18 protein-coding genes are annotated in these 19,263 nt (G+C 47.0%); 13 read left to right on the forward strand and 5 right to left on the reverse strand.

Annotated elements, in window-relative coordinates; genetic code table 11:
* The first annotated feature begins 33 nt into the window (after window positions 1-33).
* Window positions 34-897 (forward strand): SDR family oxidoreductase, encoded by an 864-nt coding sequence (locus ACETMN_RS07665; RefSeq protein WP_149846416.1) that lies wholly within the window; start codon window positions 34-36, stop codon window positions 895-897.
* Window positions 898-909: 12 nt separating this feature from the next.
* Here the strand turns inward: ACETMN_RS07665 and thrS are convergent, their stop codons facing one another.
* From thrS to ACETMN_RS07680, 3 genes are all read right to left on the reverse strand, one after another.
* Window positions 910-2,910, reverse strand: a complete 2,001-nt coding sequence (gene thrS, locus ACETMN_RS07670; protein WP_223199879.1) for a threonine--tRNA ligase — start codon at window positions 2,908-2,910, stop codon at window positions 910-912.
* Between the two features lie 470 nt (window positions 2,911-3,380).
* A complete protein-coding gene (locus ACETMN_RS07675) occupies window positions 3,381-5,141 on the reverse strand; it encodes a sensor histidine kinase (protein ID WP_149846417.1) in 1,761 nt (586 codons plus the stop codon).
* On the reverse strand, window positions 5,138-5,899 hold the full coding sequence (locus tag ACETMN_RS07680; RefSeq protein WP_091015214.1) for a response regulator transcription factor: 762 nt from the start codon (window positions 5,897-5,899) through the stop codon (window positions 5,138-5,140). The genes ACETMN_RS07675 and ACETMN_RS07680 overlap by 4 nt, the downstream gene beginning before the upstream one ends.
* Before the next feature lie 221 nt (window positions 5,900-6,120).
* On the opposite strand from ACETMN_RS07680, the gene ACETMN_RS07685 reads away from it, so the two are divergent.
* Together ACETMN_RS07685 and ACETMN_RS07690 are read left to right on the forward strand one after the other, a co-directional pair.
* Window positions 6,121-7,221 (forward strand): M23 family metallopeptidase, encoded by a 1,101-nt coding sequence (locus tag ACETMN_RS07685; protein WP_411735953.1) that lies wholly within the window; start codon window positions 6,121-6,123, stop codon window positions 7,219-7,221.
* 95 nt (window positions 7,222-7,316) lie between these two features.
* Window positions 7,317-7,820, forward strand: a complete 504-nt coding sequence (locus tag ACETMN_RS07690; RefSeq protein ID WP_091015210.1) for a GNAT family N-acetyltransferase — start codon at window positions 7,317-7,319, stop codon at window positions 7,818-7,820.
* Between the two features lie 113 nt (window positions 7,821-7,933).
* Here ACETMN_RS07690 and ACETMN_RS07695 read toward each other — a convergent pair whose 3' ends face one another.
* A complete protein-coding gene (locus tag ACETMN_RS07695; RefSeq protein ID WP_411735954.1) occupies window positions 7,934-8,425 on the reverse strand; it encodes a DinB family protein in 492 nt (163 codons plus the stop codon).
* Between the two features lie 285 nt (window positions 8,426-8,710).
* Here ACETMN_RS07695 and ACETMN_RS07700 point away from each other — a divergent pair, with 285 nt between their 5' ends.
* From ACETMN_RS07700 to ACETMN_RS07745, 10 genes are all read left to right on the forward strand, one after another.
* Window positions 8,711-9,130 (forward strand): hypothetical protein, encoded by a 420-nt coding sequence (locus ACETMN_RS07700; protein ID WP_091015207.1) that lies wholly within the window; start codon window positions 8,711-8,713, stop codon window positions 9,128-9,130.
* Complete coding sequence (locus ACETMN_RS07705) at window positions 9,127-10,416, forward strand: ammonium transporter (protein WP_091015206.1); 1,290 nt, start codon at window positions 9,127-9,129, stop codon at window positions 10,414-10,416. The genes ACETMN_RS07700 and ACETMN_RS07705 overlap by 4 nt, the downstream gene beginning before the upstream one ends.
* Before the next feature lie 149 nt (window positions 10,417-10,565).
* A complete protein-coding gene (locus ACETMN_RS07710; protein WP_091015204.1) occupies window positions 10,566-11,507 on the forward strand; it encodes a YwqG family protein in 942 nt (313 codons plus the stop codon).
* Window positions 11,508-11,861: 354 nt separating this feature from the next.
* The gene (locus ACETMN_RS07715) at window positions 11,862-12,329 is read left to right on the forward strand and encodes a DinB family protein (protein WP_223199881.1); all 468 of its coding nucleotides are present in this window, start codon (window positions 11,862-11,864) and stop codon (window positions 12,327-12,329) included.
* Window positions 12,330-12,436: 107 nt separating this feature from the next.
* Window positions 12,437-13,393, forward strand: a complete 957-nt coding sequence (locus tag ACETMN_RS07720) for an aminoglycoside phosphotransferase family protein (protein WP_256975074.1) — start codon at window positions 12,437-12,439, stop codon at window positions 13,391-13,393.
* Window positions 13,390-14,124 (forward strand): response regulator transcription factor, encoded by a 735-nt coding sequence (locus tag ACETMN_RS07725; protein ID WP_091015201.1) that lies wholly within the window; start codon window positions 13,390-13,392, stop codon window positions 14,122-14,124. Before ACETMN_RS07720 ends, ACETMN_RS07725 begins: the two co-directional genes overlap by 4 nt.
* 55 nt (window positions 14,125-14,179) lie before the next feature.
* Window positions 14,180-15,313 carry a sensor histidine kinase gene (locus ACETMN_RS07730; RefSeq protein WP_091015199.1) on the forward strand — a complete coding sequence of 378 codons (1,134 nt, stop codon included), beginning with the start codon at window positions 14,180-14,182 and terminating at the stop codon, window positions 15,311-15,313.
* A gap of 99 nt (window positions 15,314-15,412) precedes the next feature.
* Entirely contained in the window at window positions 15,413-16,153 is a 741-nt protein-coding gene (locus tag ACETMN_RS07735) for a hypothetical protein (RefSeq protein ID WP_091015197.1), read from the forward strand.
* 20 nt (window positions 16,154-16,173) lie between these two features.
* On the forward strand, window positions 16,174-18,015 hold the full coding sequence (locus ACETMN_RS07740; protein WP_256975072.1) for a transglycosylase domain-containing protein: 1,842 nt from the start codon (window positions 16,174-16,176) through the stop codon (window positions 18,013-18,015).
* Window positions 18,016-18,125: 110 nt separating this feature from the next.
* Window positions 18,126-18,671: a DUF2569 domain-containing protein gene (locus ACETMN_RS07745; RefSeq protein WP_091015195.1), complete on the forward strand. Its 546-nt coding sequence runs from the start codon at window positions 18,126-18,128 to the stop codon at window positions 18,669-18,671.
* 131 nt (window positions 18,672-18,802) lie between these two features.
* Here ACETMN_RS07745 and ACETMN_RS07750 read toward each other — a convergent pair whose 3' ends face one another.
* Window positions 18,803-19,261, reverse strand: a complete 459-nt coding sequence (locus ACETMN_RS07750; protein WP_047842069.1) for a threonine/serine exporter family protein — start codon at window positions 19,259-19,261, stop codon at window positions 18,803-18,805.
* Window positions 19,262-19,263 lie beyond the last annotated feature (2 nt).

A 19,263-nucleotide genomic window follows, 5' to 3' on the forward strand; every position in this document is an offset into this window, starting at 1 on the left:
TTCAGAACCTCAGGTTCAGAAGGGAAGTACCTCATGTCCAATCAGACAGCAATTGTAACAGGAGCTAACTCAGGTATGGGGTTGGCGACCACCATTGAACTTGCAAGACAAGGATATCGCGTAATCATGGCATGCCGCAGTGAGAAGCGCGGACAGGAGGCTCTTCAGGAAGCTGTGCGTCAGTCCGGCTCTTCTGCGATTGAATTGATGCTGTGTGACCTGGGTTCACTCGAAAGTATACGCCAGTTTGCCCGCACATTCCGCGAGCGTCATGATCGCCTTGACGTTCTGGTTAATAATGCGGGGGTGGTGATGGTCAAGCGGAAGGAAACCTCAGATGGGTTCGAACAAAGTATCGGGATTAACCATCTGGGACATTTCCTGCTGACTTTACTTTTGATCGAACCTCTGAAAGCTGCGAAGCAGGGACGGGTTGTGAACGTTTCGTCAGGTGCTTACAAGGCCGGCAAAATCCACTTCGAAGATCCACATCTGCACACAGGTTATAATCCGATCAAAAGCTATGCTCAATCCAAATTGGCGAACGTGCTGTTCACTCGTGCACTGGCTCGCAAACTGTCAGGTACGTCTGTCACAGTAAACTGTCTACACCCTGGTGCGGTGGGAACGAGTATTGGCGTAGATCGCAATACCGGATTTGGCACACGCATTATGGCGTTTGCAGGTAAACTTCCATTCTTTCTGTCCCCTGAAGAAGGGGCACGAACGGCTGTTTATCTGGCTACAAGCCCTGAAGTCGTCGGGATCACCGGGCGTTACTTCTATCAACAGAAAGAGCAGCAACTGAAGAAACATGCCGTTGATGATGCTTCAGCTGAGCGTTTCTGGACATGGAGCGAAGAACAGGTGGGGCTAAAGCCTGACGAGAAGTTGTGATGCGGATGTGGTTCAGACTTTTGCCTTCACCGCTTGTTGGATCATTTCAATAACAGCTTCAATACGTTGAATGCCTTGATCTCCCTGACCGTATGCACGGACTGAGGCGGATGAGGCATTTTTCTCATTCTCACCAAGCACGAGCGAATAAGGCACTTTTTCCATCTGGGCTTCACGGATTTTGTACCCGAGCTTCTCGCTACGCAGATCTGTTTCTACCCGAATGCCCGCCGCACGGAGTTGGCTCTGTACTTGGAGCGCATAGTCTGCGTAATGATCCGACACAGGTAGGAGCTTCACTTGCACGGGGGCAAGCCAGAGTGGGAACGCTCCTGCATAGTGCTCAGTCAGGATGCCGATGAAACGATCGATGGAACCATAGATGGCACGGTGGATTACGACCGGACGGTGTTTCAGGCTATCCTCGCCAATATAAGTGAGGTCGAACTTCTCCGGCATCTGAAAATCAAGCTGGATTGTTCCGCATTGCCAGCTGCGTTTGAGCGCATCGAGGATATGAAAGTCAATTTTCGGTCCATAAAAGGCACCGTCCCCTACGTTAATGCGATATTCCACGCCACGACGATCCAGTACATTTTGCAATGCGCGTTCCGCCTGATCCCACAGCTCTTCCGATCCCATGGAATCTTCCGGGCGAGTGGACAATTCAATCTTATATTCGAATCCAAAGATATCGTACATACGTCCAATCAGTGAGATCGCTTGATTGATCTCGTCCTCGATCTGCTCTGGCATGACGTAGAGATGGGCATCATCCTGACAGAATGTCCGCACACGCATCATGCCGTTCAGGGCACCTGAGAATTCATGACGGTGAACCTGACCAAATTCCATCATGCGAATCGGTAATTCGCGATAGGAATGGAGTGTATTTTTGAAGATCAGCATGTGGCCAGGACAGTTCATCGGTTTAAGTGCAAAAGTGGCATCGTCCACTTCGGAGAAATACATGTTGTCCTTGTAATGCTCCCAGTGGCCAGATTGCTCCCACAGCCTGTTGTTCATCATGAGAGGAGTCCGAACTTCCTGATAACCTTCTTGTAATTGCAACTCACGGGAGAATTGCTCCAGTTCAGTGCGAACAGTCATGCCTTTAGGCAGATAGAAGGGCATGCCGGGCGCTTCTTCGGAGAACATGAACAGTTCAAGCTCTTTGCCGAGTTTACGATGATCCCGTTTTTTTGCTTCTTCGAGCATGTGCAGATATTCATCCAGCTGGGCTTTGTTCGGGAAAGCAGTGCCGTAGATGCGTTGCAGCATCTTATTATCCGAGTTGCCGCGCCAGTACGCACCGGCCACATTCAGCAGCTTGAACGCTTTGATCCGGCCAGTGGATGGAAGATGGGGACCGCGACACAGATCGAAGAACTCTCCTTGATCATAGATTGAAAGTTCGGCATCCTCTGGCAAATCCTGAATGAGTTCAAGCTTGTAAGGGTCCTGGATTTCTCCGAAGATACGGAGGGCTTCTTCCCGGCTAACGACCCGTCGACTGATCTTTTCATTTTCCTGAATAATTTTGTTCATTTCCCGTTCAATGGCAGCCAGATCACTGATGGACAAGGCATGCTCCAGATCAACATCGTAATAGAATCCATCTTCAATGACTGGGCCGATACCCAGTTTCACTTGATCTGCACCGTAGATGCGTTTGAGTGCCTGTGCGAGCACATGTGCTGCGCTGTGACGATAACGATACAGACCTTCCACGCTGTCCAAAGTAACGATAACGAGTTCGCAATCTTGCTTGAGCACCCCATCGAGATCGACATTCTGACCGTCTACAATACCGCCAATCGCCTGTTTTCCCAGGCTTGTGCTGATAGATGAGGCAACCGCACCTACAGTGATGCCTGCTTCGTAAGAACGTACCGCGTCACCTTGCAGACGGACCTTAATGGAATGACTGGATGGTTGAAGATCATTTGCGTGGTTGTTTACTTCGTTACCTGATTTGTTGCTTGCGGAGTTACTGTTTTCTTGTTTGCTCATGTGTACCACTCTCCATTTCATCAAATGAAAGCGCAAAAAACACCCGTCCCGGAAAAGGGACGAGTGCGCTTGGCTCGTGGTTCCACCCTAATTTGGTTATAGTGCACTCTGCTCTCGGCCAGCCGCCGTGAACAGGAAACATCATAACCCTCATTGGAATCCGTTATCGGGGATCAGGCGGTGAACTCTACTGGCAACAAGCCGAACATCCGAGGAGGTCCGAAATGCTGAGGTTCGAGGTCACGGCTGCAGAGGGGTAATTCCGGTCCGTTCACTGAAGAAGGTTTCACCAATCCCCTCTCTCTCTGGGCAGCACGCAAACGAAATCTTGTCTCTGGTCATCGCCAAATATGTTAGATCAACTCATCAGATGATCCTGAAATGTGTTGTATTCAATATCAATATATTGGAACAGGTGTTATTGAGTGTCGATTATATAGACTGAAAATGGAAAGGTCAAGCGGAACATTTTAATTCGTTTCGGACGGCCCATCCCATATTAAGCGAATGATCGTTCCTTCACCAGGGGTGGACTGTACCTCAATATGCCCTTTCATCGCTTCAATCAACCCTTTGGTTACGGCCATACCCAGCCCTGATCCAACGTCCGATGTACCTGTATCTGTACCGCGATAGTATCGTTCAAATAACTTCCATACCGTCTCGGGGTCCATGCCTCGTCCATTATCGGCAAACTGAATGCTGAATGCATCTGCATGTTCACCAGAATGCACACTGACAACGAGGATGGACTCGGGTGGATTATGAAGAAGGGCATTGGCGGTCAGATTATCCACAATTCGTTCAAACGACGGAATATGGACAAGTCCATACACAGGCACTTCGGAAGGTTGGAATAGGATGCGACCTTCTCCATATGCCGGATTCCGTTCTGCGCGCTGGATCAGATCACGGAGCAACGTATTTACGTCAGTCTCTTCCACTACAGGTTGATATCCTCCACTGCGTAATCGATAGGTCATGGCAAGGTCGTTGACAAGCCTGTCCATATACATGGATTTATCGAGCATGATGCCTGCAAATTCCCTGACTTCCTCCGCGGTCCAGCTATACTTATCCGCCTCAAGCATATGAGCGTATCCCTGAATGGAGGAGAGGGGTGTCTTCAGATCATGTGTTATGCCCGCAATCCACTCCTCCCGCAGAGAATCGTTCTGTTTCCGAAGTTCTTCATCTTGCTTCAAAGTGTGAGACAGGGCCTGCATGGAGCGAAGGACTTCAGCATACACGTTGTATTTTCGCTTCCACTTTCCGTTACGACGCTGACTGCGAGGGATTCCGAAGGCTCCGGTAGGTTCCTCGTAATGCCCTCTCTCCAGACGTTGTAACCATTGGAGCATATGCAGCATGGGTGAGCCGAAGCGGTTGGCATACCAGAAGGCAAGCAAAATGAGCAGAATGATGATGGATACGATCAATATGACCAATGCCGGTTCCAAGATAAAATTGTAGGGGTTTTGATTTCCGGTCGCCAATGGATTACTAGGTATGCTAATCAGCCAGGTAGTTTCATTCTGTTCGTCGTACCACGTTGCAACAGACATACCTGATCGACTCGGATAGCGAACTTGCAGAACGAGTTCCTGAATGGTGTATTCGCTAGGTACGCCCATGGCCGGTTTGTTATAGGAGGAGAGTTCGCTTCCTGACGCGTCCAATACTTGAAGATAAGCATTGGCGGCACGAAGGGCCTCCTGTTGATCGGGCTGAAGATCAAGTTTTCCGTTGGTGAAAGCAAGGTCTGAACGAATGTTATTCATTAAGGACTTAGCTGGGTTAATCTCGCCATATAACAAGGTGAATTCCTTCCCATTTTTCTCCCGGATCAGCATCACAATCTGATAAGGGAACGGCTTCTGGCTTTCCCAGTATGCAATCAATTCCCCTGGTTTATAGTGAGTGGGGACATCAGCGGGTGTGTGATATTCATCAATGGCGTAACCTTGTTCATCCAGAACCTGGAGCCAGCCGTTATTTTTATCCACTTGTTTCAGCAATTCGGGGTCATATCGGATCGTATTATCTGGCAGAATTTCTGCTGTATTAATCAATTGATCCAGACCGTTAAGTGCAAAATCATCCACCAAGTTCACTTCATTTACCCTTTGAACGACCCAGTAAGTGGCTACAGACCCAAGCAGGATGATAAGAACGACTGCACCGGCAAGCATCCCGATAAACCGGGTCATTAACCTGCGACGAATACTCATGGGCGTGACACATGTTCCGGCTGAATCAGTTTGTAACCCAGACCCCGGACGTTGACGAGAAACACCGGATTGGAAGGATCGGCTTCAATGCGCTCCCGAATGCGGTGAATATGAACCATCACGGTATTGTCATCACTAATGGCTTCAGAGCCCCAGACCCGTTCATATAGATCTGATTTGGTGAAGATTCGATTGGGATGTTTGCAGAAAAAGAGCAGTAGTTGAAACACAAGTGCCGGACAGGATACGGACTCTCCTTCAACCCGAAGCTCACCAGCCCACTCCAGTACCTGAAATCGTCCAAAGTCGTACACGCCTTCCGATGTGCTGGGAGATGACGTATTTACGTTAGATGGGACGTGATCCGAGATCGCTGCGGTTTTAGATGGTAAATAACGCTTCAGTAATGATTTAATTCGAGCAACGACTTCCAGCGGATTAAAGGGTTTGGCAACATAATCGTCACCACCAACGGCGAATCCGGTTAATTTGTCATAATCGGTTGTTTTGGCCGTCAGAAACAGGATGGGCGCATCGGTGACCTGTCGTAGAAAAGGACAGATTTCCAGTCCGCTTTTGCCAGGAAGCATGATGTCGAGCACGATGCAATGATACGTCTTGTTGTTGCATGCCTCAATGGCAGCTTCACCTGTTGTAACGGTATCAATATCGAGAAACTGCTCTTTGAGCAGAACGGTTTTGAGCATATGCAGAATCGCCTGTTCATCATCCACAAGCAGTAATGAGACGTTATCCATAGTTTAAAAATGACCTCCTGATCCTTCTGTTGTGTGTATTGCTAATCATACCATCCAAGAAGGCTGTATAGCGTATGAGCTATCTTAACGGAATCTTAATTATACAACCTCAAAAGGCGTTACAAGTTTAACTACATGTAAGATGGGGTTAGACGAAGGATAAGACTCATTCTGTACACTTAACTGGAAAGTATAATGAATTAGCAGAAAGGATGTTGAAAATGAAGAGGGAAGGTCATCTGAAATCAGAGCAACATACACATTCGAAATTACAGAATAGAAAAGGCTGGAAGGTGCTTGCAATTACCCTTGGAGCTTGCGTGATATTGTCTGCTTGTGGCAACAGCAATTCCATTACTTCTGACCAGGCGGAGCAGCAGTCGGCCGAACAGGCGTCCAATAATGAAGCAAGCGAGAAATCCAATCAGGAACAGAATTCCACTTCAGAAGGTAATGCAATGGTTACACCCGACAATTTTGTTGATACCCTGATGAAGGGTTCCATTGAAGATATTTACCGTCAGTTGAGTCCTCAAATGAAGGAAGCGATCACACTTGAAAAGCTTAAAACGTCTGCTGACGAGTTCCTGGAGGGAGTAACTTCCCTGGATCAAGTATTCGCAGCTGAGATGAACAATCTGACCGAGTTCGCCTGGAAGGATCAAACAGGGACAAAAGGGATTCGAGCCTATTTTACCGAGGCCAATCAGATTGATGGTCTGTTGATCCAGCCGCTAGAAACGCATGAGGATACAGATCAAAAGTTCACCAAAACCGAATTCCATTTCCCTTTAAAGGGTGAATGGTATGTGTTCTGGGGAGGCAACGATGTGATGTCGAACTATCATTATGAGCATGAAACACAGCGCTATGCGTTGGATATCATTCGGTCAAAAGAAGGTTTCAGTTATAACGGGGATGCCAAGGTAAACGCAAGCTACCATGCTTTTGGTGAACCGCTCTATGCAGCTGCGGATGGAACCGTCGTTGACATCAAGAACGATATACCGGACAATGTACCGGGTGTTATGAATCCGGAAGAGCCAGCGGGTAATTATGTGGTGATCGACCATGGAAATGGGGAGTACAGCCTCACAGCACATATCAAGGAAGGCAGTGTTTCGGTCAAAAAAGGAGATAAGCTCAAACAGGGAGACCTCATCGGTGAGCTTGGTAATTCAGGGAACTCCAGTGAAGCTCATCTGCATTTCCAAGTGTCTGATGGTGCGGATCTGTTCACATCTCGCTCCATTAACATTCGTTGGGCAGACCAGAGTCAACAGTTAACGCGTGGGAACACCATAGAGGGACTTCCAGAGTGATTCTTCCCCAGAATGTTAGAGGTGACGAAAACTTCTCTTCTCCATTATAATATCCTCTATGATATAGAACGATCTGGAATAATGGAGGAGTATAGATGAAGCTGGAAGATGTGCAGATTGAATATGCGCGCCTGGAGGACTTGCCAAGGATTGTAGAAATTTATAATTCCACCATTGAGAGCCGTATGGTAACAGCGGATTTGGAACCGGTGACAGTGGAGCAACGTGTTCCGTGGTTCGAGGACCATTCACCGGATCATCGTCCTCTTTGGGTGATGAAGCAGGCAGGTCATGTGGTAGCTTGGGCAAGTCTCAGCTCGTTCTATGGACGCCCTGCGTATAATGGAACGGTGGAAGTCAGTGTATACGTGGATCAGCAATGCCGCGGAATTGGGGCTGGTGGACGTTTGCTTGAAACGGTATTTGCGGCTTGTCCTGCACTTGGAATTACGACCATTCTCGGATTTGTCTTCGGGCATAATGAACCGAGTCTGGGATTGTTGCGCAAGCATGGTTTTGAACAGTGGGGATATTATCCTGAAGTGGCCGTGTTGGATGGTATGAATAGAGATCTGGCGATTTTGGGAAAAAAAATATAAGTGTCGTTCTTATTCGTAGAAAAGAACATTGAAAACCTCCAACCTAATTAATAGGATTGGAGGTTTTTTGTCGTTCAACTATATTCTTCGCTATGTGAAAGTGTAGGTTGTGCTTACACGCCAAGCTGCTGTTTGATCTCTTGAATCTGTCCCAGATGACGCTCCTCATGATAACTTGTAAAGTCAATCCATTGGGTTAGATCCATCTCACCAAATACGGGATGAGGAAAGGACTTGCTGCGCAGCAGGTCAGGATCATGATCCAATGCAAAGTTATTTAACGCTTTATGAGATTCGTCCAGATCATTGCGTACGTCTGCAAGTGCTTCAGGCGCTGCTGGAGGCTGAAGATGGGGTGGTGCCTCGACGGAGCGGCTGCGGTCCAACGATAATTCATATGGTTTTTTGTCCACAGACACCGTCTGTTCCTTCTCGAGGGCCAGACGGACTTGTTTTCCAATGACATTTTCCATCAGATTCAGATGTCGTAGTACTTGCATAATACTCCACTGTTCGGGTGAAGGTTTTCGGCTCAATTGTTCTTCTTCGAGTCCCGAGACAGCTTCCCAGATTTGGTTGCGTATATCGTCATTACGAGTAAACATTGTGCAATCCTCTCCTTATATACGGGTTCTATGATGCGGGTAGTCTGTGTATGTTCATTACCTCAAATGTGGATGCTTATTCTATAAGCATAGGGGATGGAAAAAGTGAATGCGAATCCAGGCGAGATTAGCCTTGTTAGATGTATTATGTACCCAATAAAAAAAGCCGTTCTCTCTGAACGGTTCATTTCAATCCATACCAAGTCCAAAAAAAGATTGACGGGCAGACCTCGGGAAACTATAATCGGTACAAGTAACTTGATATGTAAGGAGTCCTGACATGATATGTTAGTAATCGACGAGGTTTATCACCACACAGCATTGCAAATATCATCGTCCGATTTATTGTACCTTATCGAACGGATGAAGGTCAAAAAAGAAAATGAGATTCAAACGCTCAAGCAGAAGATCGAACAGTTCGAACAAAAGCGTCGAGCGGAAGAGGTCGCTTATCAATCGTTGTCGACCGTACGAAAGTGGTTTGCGGGACGCCCTGCAACCCATCATCAGGCGGTGGAATATATGGTTCAGGTGAAGGAACGTTTTCGCAAGATGGAACAGATTCGCAGACGTATACGTGAATTGGATCAGATCGCAGAACGAATCAAACATCCGGACAGCATTGAGCGGGACGAGATTGAGCTTGCGCCCGATACAATCCGTGAGCTCAGACAGCTTAGTGAAACGGAGGATGTACAAACATGACTTTGGAGACGTTAAGCACCGGGATTGATACGGTCTGGGTCGTACTGAGTGCAGCGATGATTTTATTGATGGAGGGTGGATTCGCCCTGCTCGAGGCTGGCTTTGTGCGTTATAAAAATAGTGTGAACATTATTATGAAGGTTTTTGCTGACATTACGATTGGGACGTTACTGTTCTATGCGATCGGTTTTGGACTGATGTATGGTTCGGACGTAGGTGGTTTTGCGGGAGTAACGGGATTTTTCCTGAATGGGGATTTGTCTCATCTGGACGTGCCGGTATCTCTGGAGACATTCTGGTTGTTCCAGGCGGCCTTTACCATTGCTGTTATTTCCATCGTTTCAGGAGCCGTAGCCGAGCGGATCAACTTCCGTGCCTACCTGTTGTATATCATATTGATGACGGCGATCATCTATCCAATTGGTGGACACTGGGCATGGGGCGGCGGCTGGCTTAGTCAGCTGGGGATGCAGGACTTTGCCGGTTCGGCTGTCATCCATGCGCTCGGCGGATTCTCGGCACTGGCGGCTGCGATTATCATTGGTCCGCGTAAAGGGAAGTACACACCACTTGGCGTAAGTGCTATTGCACTTCCGAGCAATCTGCCACTGGCATCTGTGGGTGCATTTCTGTTATGGTTCGGCTGGTTTGGCTTCAATGCGGGTAGTACACTCAGCGCCACGGATGTAAGAATTGGTCACATTGCGATTGTTACGATGTTATCCGCGGCCTCAGGTGGTGCAGCTACGTTGCTGTACACGTTATTCCGCTTCAATCGTTCTGATGCACCCTCGGTCATTAACGGTTCGCTTGCGGGACTGGTCGGAATTACAGCAGGCTGTGCTTTTGTTGGCGATGTAGCAGCGATATTCATTGGGGCAGTCTCCGGCTTATTGATGATGGCAGCCACCAACTGGCTGGACCGTCGGCAGATTGATGATCCGGTTGGTGCTTTCCCGGTGCATGCCGTATCAGGAATGTGGGGCACGATTGCTGTAGGTCTGTTTGCCACGGATGGTGGATTATTCATGGGCGGCGGCTTGAGGTTGCTGGGGGTTCAGGCACTTGGCCTTACAGCACTGGTCATCTGGGGATTCGCCATGACCTGGATCGGGTTAAAGTTGATTAGCAAAATTGTGCCTGTACGTTCGACAGAAGAAGAGGAAGATCTGGGTCTGGATATCAGCTATCATGGGGTGATGGCAGCCCATCAGGCCCATGAATTCCTGGACGGTGAGGAGCATATGCGTGCTTACCAGGAAAAGTCTTCTGATCCAAATCGTTAAATGGAATATAGGATAAGGAAGTAGACTGACAAGCAATGTCAGTCTCTTTTTTTGCTAGAAGCAGGGAAAGACGACTGGGCGGAAGAATATACAGGTGTGAACCTGAATATGTCTCAGCATAGGTGTATTGTCAAAAGGGGAGGATCTATATGATTAAGCCAGAACAATGTGAACGTCTGACCAGAAAAGCCCGTAAAACACTTGAGGAATATGGTTTGGGAGTTGCTGCCGATCTGCTGTTGTCCTCAAGCCGCTGGGGAATTCGCCTCGATGTATCCACACTGGACGAATATCGCAGGACAGGAAACTCACGTGTAGGTGGACATCCGGATTTGCCGAGTGGCATGGAGTGGCCCGTAACACAAGAAGGAGTTCCGATGACTTTCCTGGCCCAGTTGAACCTGGTGGATCTGTCGCCGTATACGCCGAATGATGGGCGCGGGACTTTGCCTGAACGCGGAATGTTATACTTTTTCGTTGGCACGGATGAATCTGCTAGTCCCATTGAACATCGTGTGATTTTTGAGCCGAGTTCTCATAACCTGATAAGGCGAGAGTCAGAAGGTGATACCGCGCTGGATGGAGCACCGTTTGTTGCACATTCGGTGACCGTGCTGCCTAATCTTGAGTTTCCTACATATGCATATATTGACGCCAACGTGCTGAATGAACTCTCGCCGCCGAGGCTAGAGAACGATGAGGCCGAAGCGGAAGTGAGTCTGTATGACCGTTACCTTGAATTCGAGTCGAGTTGGAATCATCCAAGTACGCTGAATTGGGGGGGGATGTTTGGATATCCTGACGGGCAGCATCCGGATGCCGAGCATCGTGCCTTGTTACAGATCGCACTGGGAGAAGAGTACGATTATAATGAGCAGGCGTGTGAGAAGAAGCTGACCAAGTATTACGGCGGAGATGAGGATCGGACATGGCAGGAACTATCCGATACGCTGCTGCTGCTGAAGATAGATACACATGATGCTATTGGTTTCCAATGGTGGGATTGCGGGGAACTGCAATTTTTCATTCGCAAGTCTGACTTGGAGGCTGAACGATTCGAGCAAACGTATTGTTCGTTATACTCAAGTTGAGCAAAGATTTGAAAACAAATAGGCAACAAAATGTCCTGAATCCCGTCTATATGAAGGAGGAAGGACTTTTTTTGTTCGTAGATTGTTATATAAATTGAACTAAAGAATATTTACACTGTACACTCCGATGACAGAACAACCTTCTGATCGCTGTTATCCCCAGATTTTTTTAATTCCTTTTATAAAGGGGAAATCCGGGGATAAAGGCGAACGCTCCGCTTCTTCAGGTCCTTTCTGTCCTCTCCGTTTTGTGTAAATGTTTTGTTCAATTTATATAGATTTGGGGTATATATTAAGGAGGGATATGTTGGTTGATAACCGATCATACGTTCTGTATAATGGGATAAAAAGGAAGTGTGTCTGTTGATTCAATCTGCGTTCAAACATATTGACGTGGCTGTAACATCGTTAATTGATATATGTGATCAGCTGTCGGAAGAAGACTTGGCTTTGACTCCAATTGAAGGTAAACGGCCTGTTGGAGAGTTACTAGCTCATCTGTCTGTGATCTGCCGAGCGGATGTTTATATTTCCGAAGGTGCCTCGGAGGAAGAGATGGCTCAATTCTATGTAGAGAATCAGGTGCATTCGCTCGGTGAGATCAAGCAGGCTTTGATTGATAACCAGATGTATCTATACCAACGTTACAGGCAGTTTAACACGGAAGAGTTATTACATGTGACGGATTCGTACTGGGGAGCTTCCTATAGTCGGCTGGAGTGGTTACTTGAGATTATGGGGCATGTATATCATCACAGAGGACAATTGTATACGATGCTGACCCTGACGGGCAAAGAACCCGAATCAGTACTTTTTAAATAGAAACGGATAGAATACATATAAGCATGTTATAGGAAACATCATGGGTTAAAGTGGGAATAGACCGACGATACTACACGCCATACGTGAAATAACGGAGGATTCGGGACGTGGAACAACACGATACATGGAATGCATCGATGGAGAATACGTTGATTGACAGGTTAAAACAGATTCCTGAACTTGGTCAGGTCACGCGGATTGAACCTGTTATGAAGGGTTATTCAGCAGATGCTAAATTCAAAATGTTTGTCCCTGGCCAAGGCCATGTGCTGGTGAGGGTGTATGATATTGCTGAGGAATGGATGAAGCAAAGGGAATATCAATATTTGCAGGGCATGCAACAATTAGGTGTTCTGTGTCCAGCAACGTTGGGCGCAGGTAGATTGGATGAGAAACATGGTTATATGATCCTTAGCTACATTGAAGGCGAAGATGCTTCCGAGAGACTACCTCAGCTGAATGAACAGCAGCAGTGGGCGGTTGGTTTGGAAGCAGGAGCGCAGCTACAGCTGATTCACCAGTTGCCGATGGAGGAACAGATCGAATCATGGTACATACGCAAGAGCACCAAGCATCAACGTTACGTGGAGCGCTATAAACAGTGCCCTATCGTGATGAAAGAGGATCATGTTATTCTAACGTTTATTGCAGACCATCTCGGTTGGATGAAAAATCGTCCAGATGGATTTCAGCATGATGACTTTCACCCGAGTAATCTTGTCGTTAAGCAGGATAAACTCGCAGGAGTGATTGATTTTAATCGTTATGATCAAGGTGATCCCATACATGAATTTTTGAAGCTGGGTTTGTTTGCTTCGGAGATCAGTATTCCATATTCCATAGGTCAGATTCAGGGTTATTTCAATGGCAATGAACCGGATGAGTTATTTTGGAGATTGTATTCACTGTATACGGCTATGGCGCTGGTGTCCTCTGTGGTGTGGATTCAGCAGGTGAAGCCGGAAGAGACACATGAGATGATGACCAAGATCGAGCGTGTCCGTGAAGATCACGATGATTTTCGCAGTTTCATCCCTCGGTGGTATACTTTGAACAGATCATGAATTATGGAAGGGAAAGGAATAATGCCGTGGCACAGCCAGCAACCATTCTGCTTGTCGATGATGAGCAGGAGATTATTAAACTGATGGAAATTTATTTTGGCAACGAGGGTTATCGGATTCTCACCGCGAATGATGGGCTTGAAGCGCTGGAAGCATTGAAAAGAGAGTCGATTGATCTCATTATTCTGGATGTCATGATGCCAAATATGGACGGAATCGAAGCTTGTATGAAAATTCGGGAAGAGCAGAAAATGCCGATTATTATGCTGTCCGCCAAAAGCATGGATATGGATAAAATCACAGGGCTAAGCATCGGTGCCGATGATTATGTAACCAAACCGTTTAACCCGCTTGAACTTGTCGCACGGACGAAATCCCAGCTGCGCAGGTATCATACCTTCAATAAAGGTCGGGAGAACAAAGAGCACGAGTGGGTTATTGATGATCTGGTCATTAATACCGATACTCATGAAGTTTGGGTGGATGAGCAGCCGGTTCGTCTGACTCCGCGTGAATTTGCTGTTCTTGAATTACTGGCTCGTCACCAAGGTTCAGTACTTAGTATGGAACAGATCTATCGTCAAGTCTGGAAAGAAGAATTCATGGAGTCGAACAATACCGTCATGGTGCATATTCGCAAGATTCGTGAGAAGATTGAACTCGATAGCAAACATCCCAAGTTCATTCAGACCGTATGGGGTGTTGGTTATAAGATGATCAAACCGCAATAAACATGTACATCCACAGGATGTCATGTGACATGAACACAGGCAGGGAGTTCCTACTATGAATTCAAAGCTGATTAATACAGTCCGATGGAAATTTATCTATGCATTTCTGCTGAGCGGCATATTAACTGCAGTTATTTTGTACGGGGGCAGTCAGGTGGGGCAGACCATCCTGAAAGCTCAGACGTATCCGGATTATTCCATTCCAGCCCAAGGGATCAGGTGGTTGGTGAATAATATCGGTTCGGTGCCTTTGATGATTGTGGTAGGCGTGCTGGGTTTCGTGTTGTTTTTTTTCCTGTTCTCACGCAAGGTGATGCGGGTTCTGGATGAAATTACGGCGGGAATTCAGGAGGTTGCCAAAGGAGAGTTATCCCATCGCATCGAAGTGAAGACTTCGGATGAATTCGGAGTGGTTGCTGCAAGCATTAATCAGATGGCTGAACAATTGCAGTTATCTCTTCAGGAAGAGCGTAATGCGGTAGCTGCCAAAAACGATCTGATAACGGGGATATCCCATGATCTGAGAACACCACTCACTTCTATTCTGGGATTTCTGGAGTACATCGAGAAGGATCGCTATCAGGATGAGATTGAGATGCGCTATTACGTTAGCATTGCCTATGAGAAATCCTTGACCCTTCGCAAGTTAATCGATGACTTGTTCGAATATACGCGTGTGAGTGGCGGGAGTCTTCCATTATCTCTGCAAGCATTGAACTTGAATTCGTTTCTGATGCAGCTGGCTGAAGAGTTTGCTCCCATGCTGGAGGATGCTGGCATGACCTACAAGATCATCGGCGGACAAGATCCACTATGGATACAGGCTGCTCCGGGGGAGCTTGTAAGAGCATATGAGAATCTGTTCAGCAATGCCATTCGGTATGGTTCGCAAGGTAAACGAATGGAGATTGGGCTGGCCCTTGAAGGTAAAGAGGCTGTAGTCCGCATCAGTAATTATGGTGAGCCGATTCCGGCACAAGATCTGCCACATCTATTTGATCGATTCTATCGGGTAGATAAGTCCCGTTCCCGCGATACGGGAGGTACCGGTCTCGGCCTGGCGATTGCCAAATCGATGATTGAATTACATCGAGGAAGTATCGTTGCTTACAGTGAAAATGGCAGAACGGATTTTGTTACACGTTTCCCTGTTACCACTGCTTCACCAAGTAATTACTCAGAGGATTAATAATTAAGAATTTGATAAGAAGTTAACTACTATCTCATTAAGAAATATTCGGTATTCTACCTCTATTACCATATTATTGTATAGAGGAGGATACCCAATATGAAGTCTCAATTCAGTACAGTAAGACTAAGATACATATACATTGGAGGAGCAAGCGCGTTACTGAGCGCAGCGCTCCTTTTTGTCGTTTATCATGTGCTACGGTTTGCCCACAATCACGTCCTTCCAGATGCAGCATGGATAACGCGTATGATGAACTGGGGAATCAACCATATCGGAACAAAGCCACTCTTTATCTTCATTGGAGGAGCCGTGTTTGCGATCTTTTTCTGGATTCGATCCCAGAAGATTTCGGAAGATCTAAGTCAACTTGCACGCGGAACAGCCGAACTTGCATTGGGCCACAATCCCGGAAGAATGGATGTTCTAAGTGGTGGTGAACTACAACAAATTGCTGCCAATCTGAATGTAATTACGTTTCTCATGCATGAGGAAGGGCTGAGCAGATCAGAACCGAAACATGAGAGAAGAGAGGTAGAGGGAGCGACTATTCAGCATGAGCAACCCGGCCTTCAGCAACATAATGAAGAAGACAAGGAGAACACTCAAACTATTTCTACACAGGTTGACCTACCGATAAAACTTACTCTCTACGGTATTCAATCTTCTCTGGATGAGATTATCCAAGGGCGGTGTCAGGACGAGATGGAAGTTCATCATTGGGTCAAGTTGGCGTATGAACAGACATTGCTACTTCATCATGCTCTGGAGATTACACAACGAGATAGACAGGAACACGAAGTTTCAATTGAACGGCTACACAAGGAGCCTGAATGTTGAAGCACGGGAGCAAGCGATGGATGTATTACGTTTTTGATGCCGCAGTGGTTGTAGTTTTGATATTGACCCTTTTCTATCTCTATCTGATTACTTATGGCGAAGGAATGCTTCGCAATCGTCCAGAGGCCATGCAGGTGGCCTCTTCAACCATTATTACGAATGCAGAGGGGATCGAAATTTCGAGCTTGCATACGCAGACCAAAGGGTATTCCGAATATACTGACCTGAACGCTATGCCAGATTTATTAAAGAGGGCTTTTTTGGCTACAGAAGATCGACGGTTCTACAACCATGATGGACTGGATTTCATCGGACTTGGCAGAGCCATCATGCAAGACATCTTACATATGAATCTGAGTCAGGGAGGAAGCTCCATTACGCAGCAACTGGCAAGAAATCTGTTTTTGAATGGGGATAAAACGTTGAGTCGAAAGGTGAATGAGATATCGATTGCGATGGCCCTGGAGAAGAAGTATAGCAAGGATGAAATTCTGGAAATGTATCTGAATCAGATCTACATGGGACGCCAGCAGTATGGTGTAAAAGCGGCAGCCTGGCGGTATTTCAGAATTAAGGATATGCACCAATTGAAACTATGGCAGATTGCTACATTAGCTGGAATGCCCAAAGGTCCGTCCATATACAATCCAGTAGATCATCCTGAACTTTCAAAACAAAGACGTGCCGTTATCCTTGGACTAATGCATGAACAGGGACTAATTACACGAAAGCAGATGCTCCAAGCCCGTGACGTCGAGTTCACGCCGCCTGAAACCGTATTGAATGCAACAACTTCACCGGGCTTGAGCAAGCCCGCATATGTATCTGCCGTGGATGCTGTGATTCAGGAGGCTTCTCGGCTCACAGGCAAGAGTGAAGCAGAGATTCAAGCGGCAGGCTGGGTTATTCAAACTGGGCTAGAAGAACAGGCGCAACAGGCGATGGAAGAAACATTTGCAGACCATACCCGATTCCCCGATGATCGCCAAGACGAGCAGGTTCAGGCAAGTATGGTTATTATCGACCAGCATAACGGTGAAGTGAAAGCAATGATGGGTGGACGTAATCCTTCGAAAGGGGGCATCAACCGGGCGATTATGGATGCAAGGCAGCCAGGCTCTTCTTTTAAACCGATTATTGCATATGGCCCTGCGTTGGAGTCGGGGAAGTTTAAGCCAGAGAGCATACTACCGGATAAACGCATGCGATATGGCAACTATCAACCTTCCAATCTCGGTGGGCGTTACAGTGGTTCAATAGCAATGTCCCAAGCCTTGCAAAAGTCTATCAATGCCCCAGCCGTATGGCTGCTTCATGAGACCGGACTGAACGATGCACATCAATTTGCGGCACGACTCGGTATTGAGCTGGGGAAAGAGGATATGAATCTGTCGATTGCTCTGGGCAGTGTGCATCAGGGAGTGTCGCCAATGAAGATGGCGCAGGCCTACACGGTGTTTGCGAATAATGGCCAATTGAATACAGCCCATCTGATACGCGAGATTACAGATTCACAAGGACGGACAATATTTGCGCATAAGTCGGAAAATAAGCAGGTAATCTCCTCCAGTACGGCGAATGCCATGACCAGAATGCTGCAAAATGTAGTCAGTCAGGGAACAGGAAGTCGTGCACAACTGGGTCAACACAAGGTAGCGGGTAAAACGGGAACAACACAGGCTGCATTACCTGGTGTGGGAAGGGAGGCCAATCGGGATCTGTGGTTTGTGGGCTATACGAGTAACTGGACTGCGGCGGTCTGGATGGGATTTGATCATACGGATGCAAAACATTATATGAAGTCAGGAAGTGGTGTTGCAGCGGAGATGTATGCAACAGTGATGAGACGTGCTACCCAATAGAATGCAAGAGAGAGACCGTAGTCCAGATGGTTCTTTCCTTCTCTTGGATAACACAGAAAATAGCTTCTAATGTATAATATGTGTCTTATCTATCGTAAACGGAGGCTGAAATGAACTATAAATATAGGAACTCGAAACTGGATACAAGCTCGCTGCAGCCTAAAAGTGGTATCAGATCGGAGCTGCCTGGCATCTCCGGATTAGGCGGTTGGATTATTTTAATTCAGATTGGCCTGTGGGTCTCACTGGTGCTTCTGATCGCGGATATGTCGCAGGTAAATGTCATTATGGATCCGGTAAGGTGGGAGGGTGTCCGTGGTGTTGATCCGGAACTTTATACTGAAGGGATACGCCCGCTCCTTTGGTTCGGGGTCATAAGCAGCGTCATTTTACTAATAATTGTTATCATGAATCTCGTACTGCTGTATAAGAAAAAAAGGCAATTTCCGCGCATGATGATTATTCTGTACATTGCAAATGTATTCATTGGAGTCATGACATGGATCATGATCGCACGAATTGAGATTCCGAGAGAGCAACATGTGCTCGATCCTACATCAGCATTTAATTTAACAATCCGATCGCTTCTGACATGCTGTATCTTTATTCCATATTTCCTAAGGTCGGTACGTGTGAAAAATACGTTTGTGAAGTAAATAGACTTCTTTTATTGTCTCACTGCACTATAGTGCTCTATAGGATAGTGACACGTAAGGCCCGTTGCTATACAAGAGATCATCCTGTATGCTAACGGGCCTCACGTGTGTTGAATATATGAAAAGAATAATCATTTCGATGATGATTTTGTCCGAAGTGAGGCGGGAATTCGGCGTATCATCTGGTTTAATACCTCGGATAACACGAGGCCTACGGCAATGGCGCCGGATAACATGAGTGCCTTGGCGGCCATCTCCATAGCGGCACTGTAGTCATTTTGCACAAAACTTCGCATCGCATTATACGCCAGTCCACCAGGAACCAGAGGAATGATGCCTGCAACGCTGAAGATGATGACGGGTGCGCGAAACATGCGAGAGAATACCTGGCTGATGACACCTACGGCTATGGTCGCTGCAAGTGTAGCAGGCACCGCATCCGCTGCATATTCAAGTACGATATAGATGATCCAGCCGATCATGCCGACAAATCCACCGTGGAGCAACATGCGCCGTGGTGCGTTGAAGATGATTCCAAACGCGGCTGAAGCGACAAAACTGGTCAAGGCTTGTTCAATAAAATGGAGCATAT

The organism is Paenibacillus sp. M2 (genome assembly GCF_046713495.1).
Lineage (GTDB): Bacteria > Bacillota > Bacilli > Paenibacillales > Paenibacillaceae > Paenibacillus > Paenibacillus amylolyticus_B.

Coding starts and splice junctions, on each gene's coding strand:
- thrS (WP_223199879.1), bottom strand. CDS start 2,910: ATGAGCAAACAAGAAAACAGTAACTCCGCAAGCAACAAATCAGGTAAC.
- ACETMN_RS07705 (WP_091015206.1), top strand. CDS start 9,127: ATGACTTTGGAGACGTTAAGCACCGGGATTGATACGGTCTGGGTCGTA.
- ACETMN_RS07745 (WP_091015195.1), top strand. CDS start 18,126: ATGAACTATAAATATAGGAACTCGAAACTGGATACAAGCTCGCTGCAG.
- ACETMN_RS07675 (WP_149846417.1), bottom strand. CDS start 5,141: ATGAGTATTCGTCGCAGGTTAATGACCCGGTTTATCGGGATGCTTGCC.
- ACETMN_RS07740 (WP_256975072.1), top strand. CDS start 16,174: ATGTATTACGTTTTTGATGCCGCAGTGGTTGTAGTTTTGATATTGACC.
- ACETMN_RS07680 (WP_091015214.1), bottom strand. CDS start 5,899: ATGGATAACGTCTCATTACTGCTTGTGGATGATGAACAGGCGATTCTG.
- ACETMN_RS07695 (WP_411735954.1), bottom strand. CDS start 8,425: ATGTTTACTCGTAATGACGATATACGCAACCAAATCTGGGAAGCTGTC.
- ACETMN_RS07710 (WP_091015204.1), top strand. CDS start 10,566: ATGATTAAGCCAGAACAATGTGAACGTCTGACCAGAAAAGCCCGTAAA.
- ACETMN_RS07665 (WP_149846416.1), top strand. CDS start 34: ATGTCCAATCAGACAGCAATTGTAACAGGAGCTAACTCAGGTATGGGG.
- ACETMN_RS07685 (WP_411735953.1), top strand. CDS start 6,121: ATGAAGAGGGAAGGTCATCTGAAATCAGAGCAACATACACATTCGAAA.
- ACETMN_RS07730 (WP_091015199.1), top strand. CDS start 14,180: ATGAATTCAAAGCTGATTAATACAGTCCGATGGAAATTTATCTATGCA.
- ACETMN_RS07735 (WP_091015197.1), top strand. CDS start 15,413: ATGAAGTCTCAATTCAGTACAGTAAGACTAAGATACATATACATTGGA.
- ACETMN_RS07750 (WP_047842069.1), bottom strand. CDS start 19,261: ATGCTCCATTTTATTGAACAAGCCTTGACCAGTTTTGTCGCTTCAGCC.
- ACETMN_RS07725 (WP_091015201.1), top strand. CDS start 13,390: ATGAATTATGGAAGGGAAAGGAATAATGCCGTGGCACAGCCAGCAACC.
- ACETMN_RS07700 (WP_091015207.1), top strand. CDS start 8,711: ATGTTAGTAATCGACGAGGTTTATCACCACACAGCATTGCAAATATCA.
- ACETMN_RS07690 (WP_091015210.1), top strand. CDS start 7,317: ATGAAGCTGGAAGATGTGCAGATTGAATATGCGCGCCTGGAGGACTTG.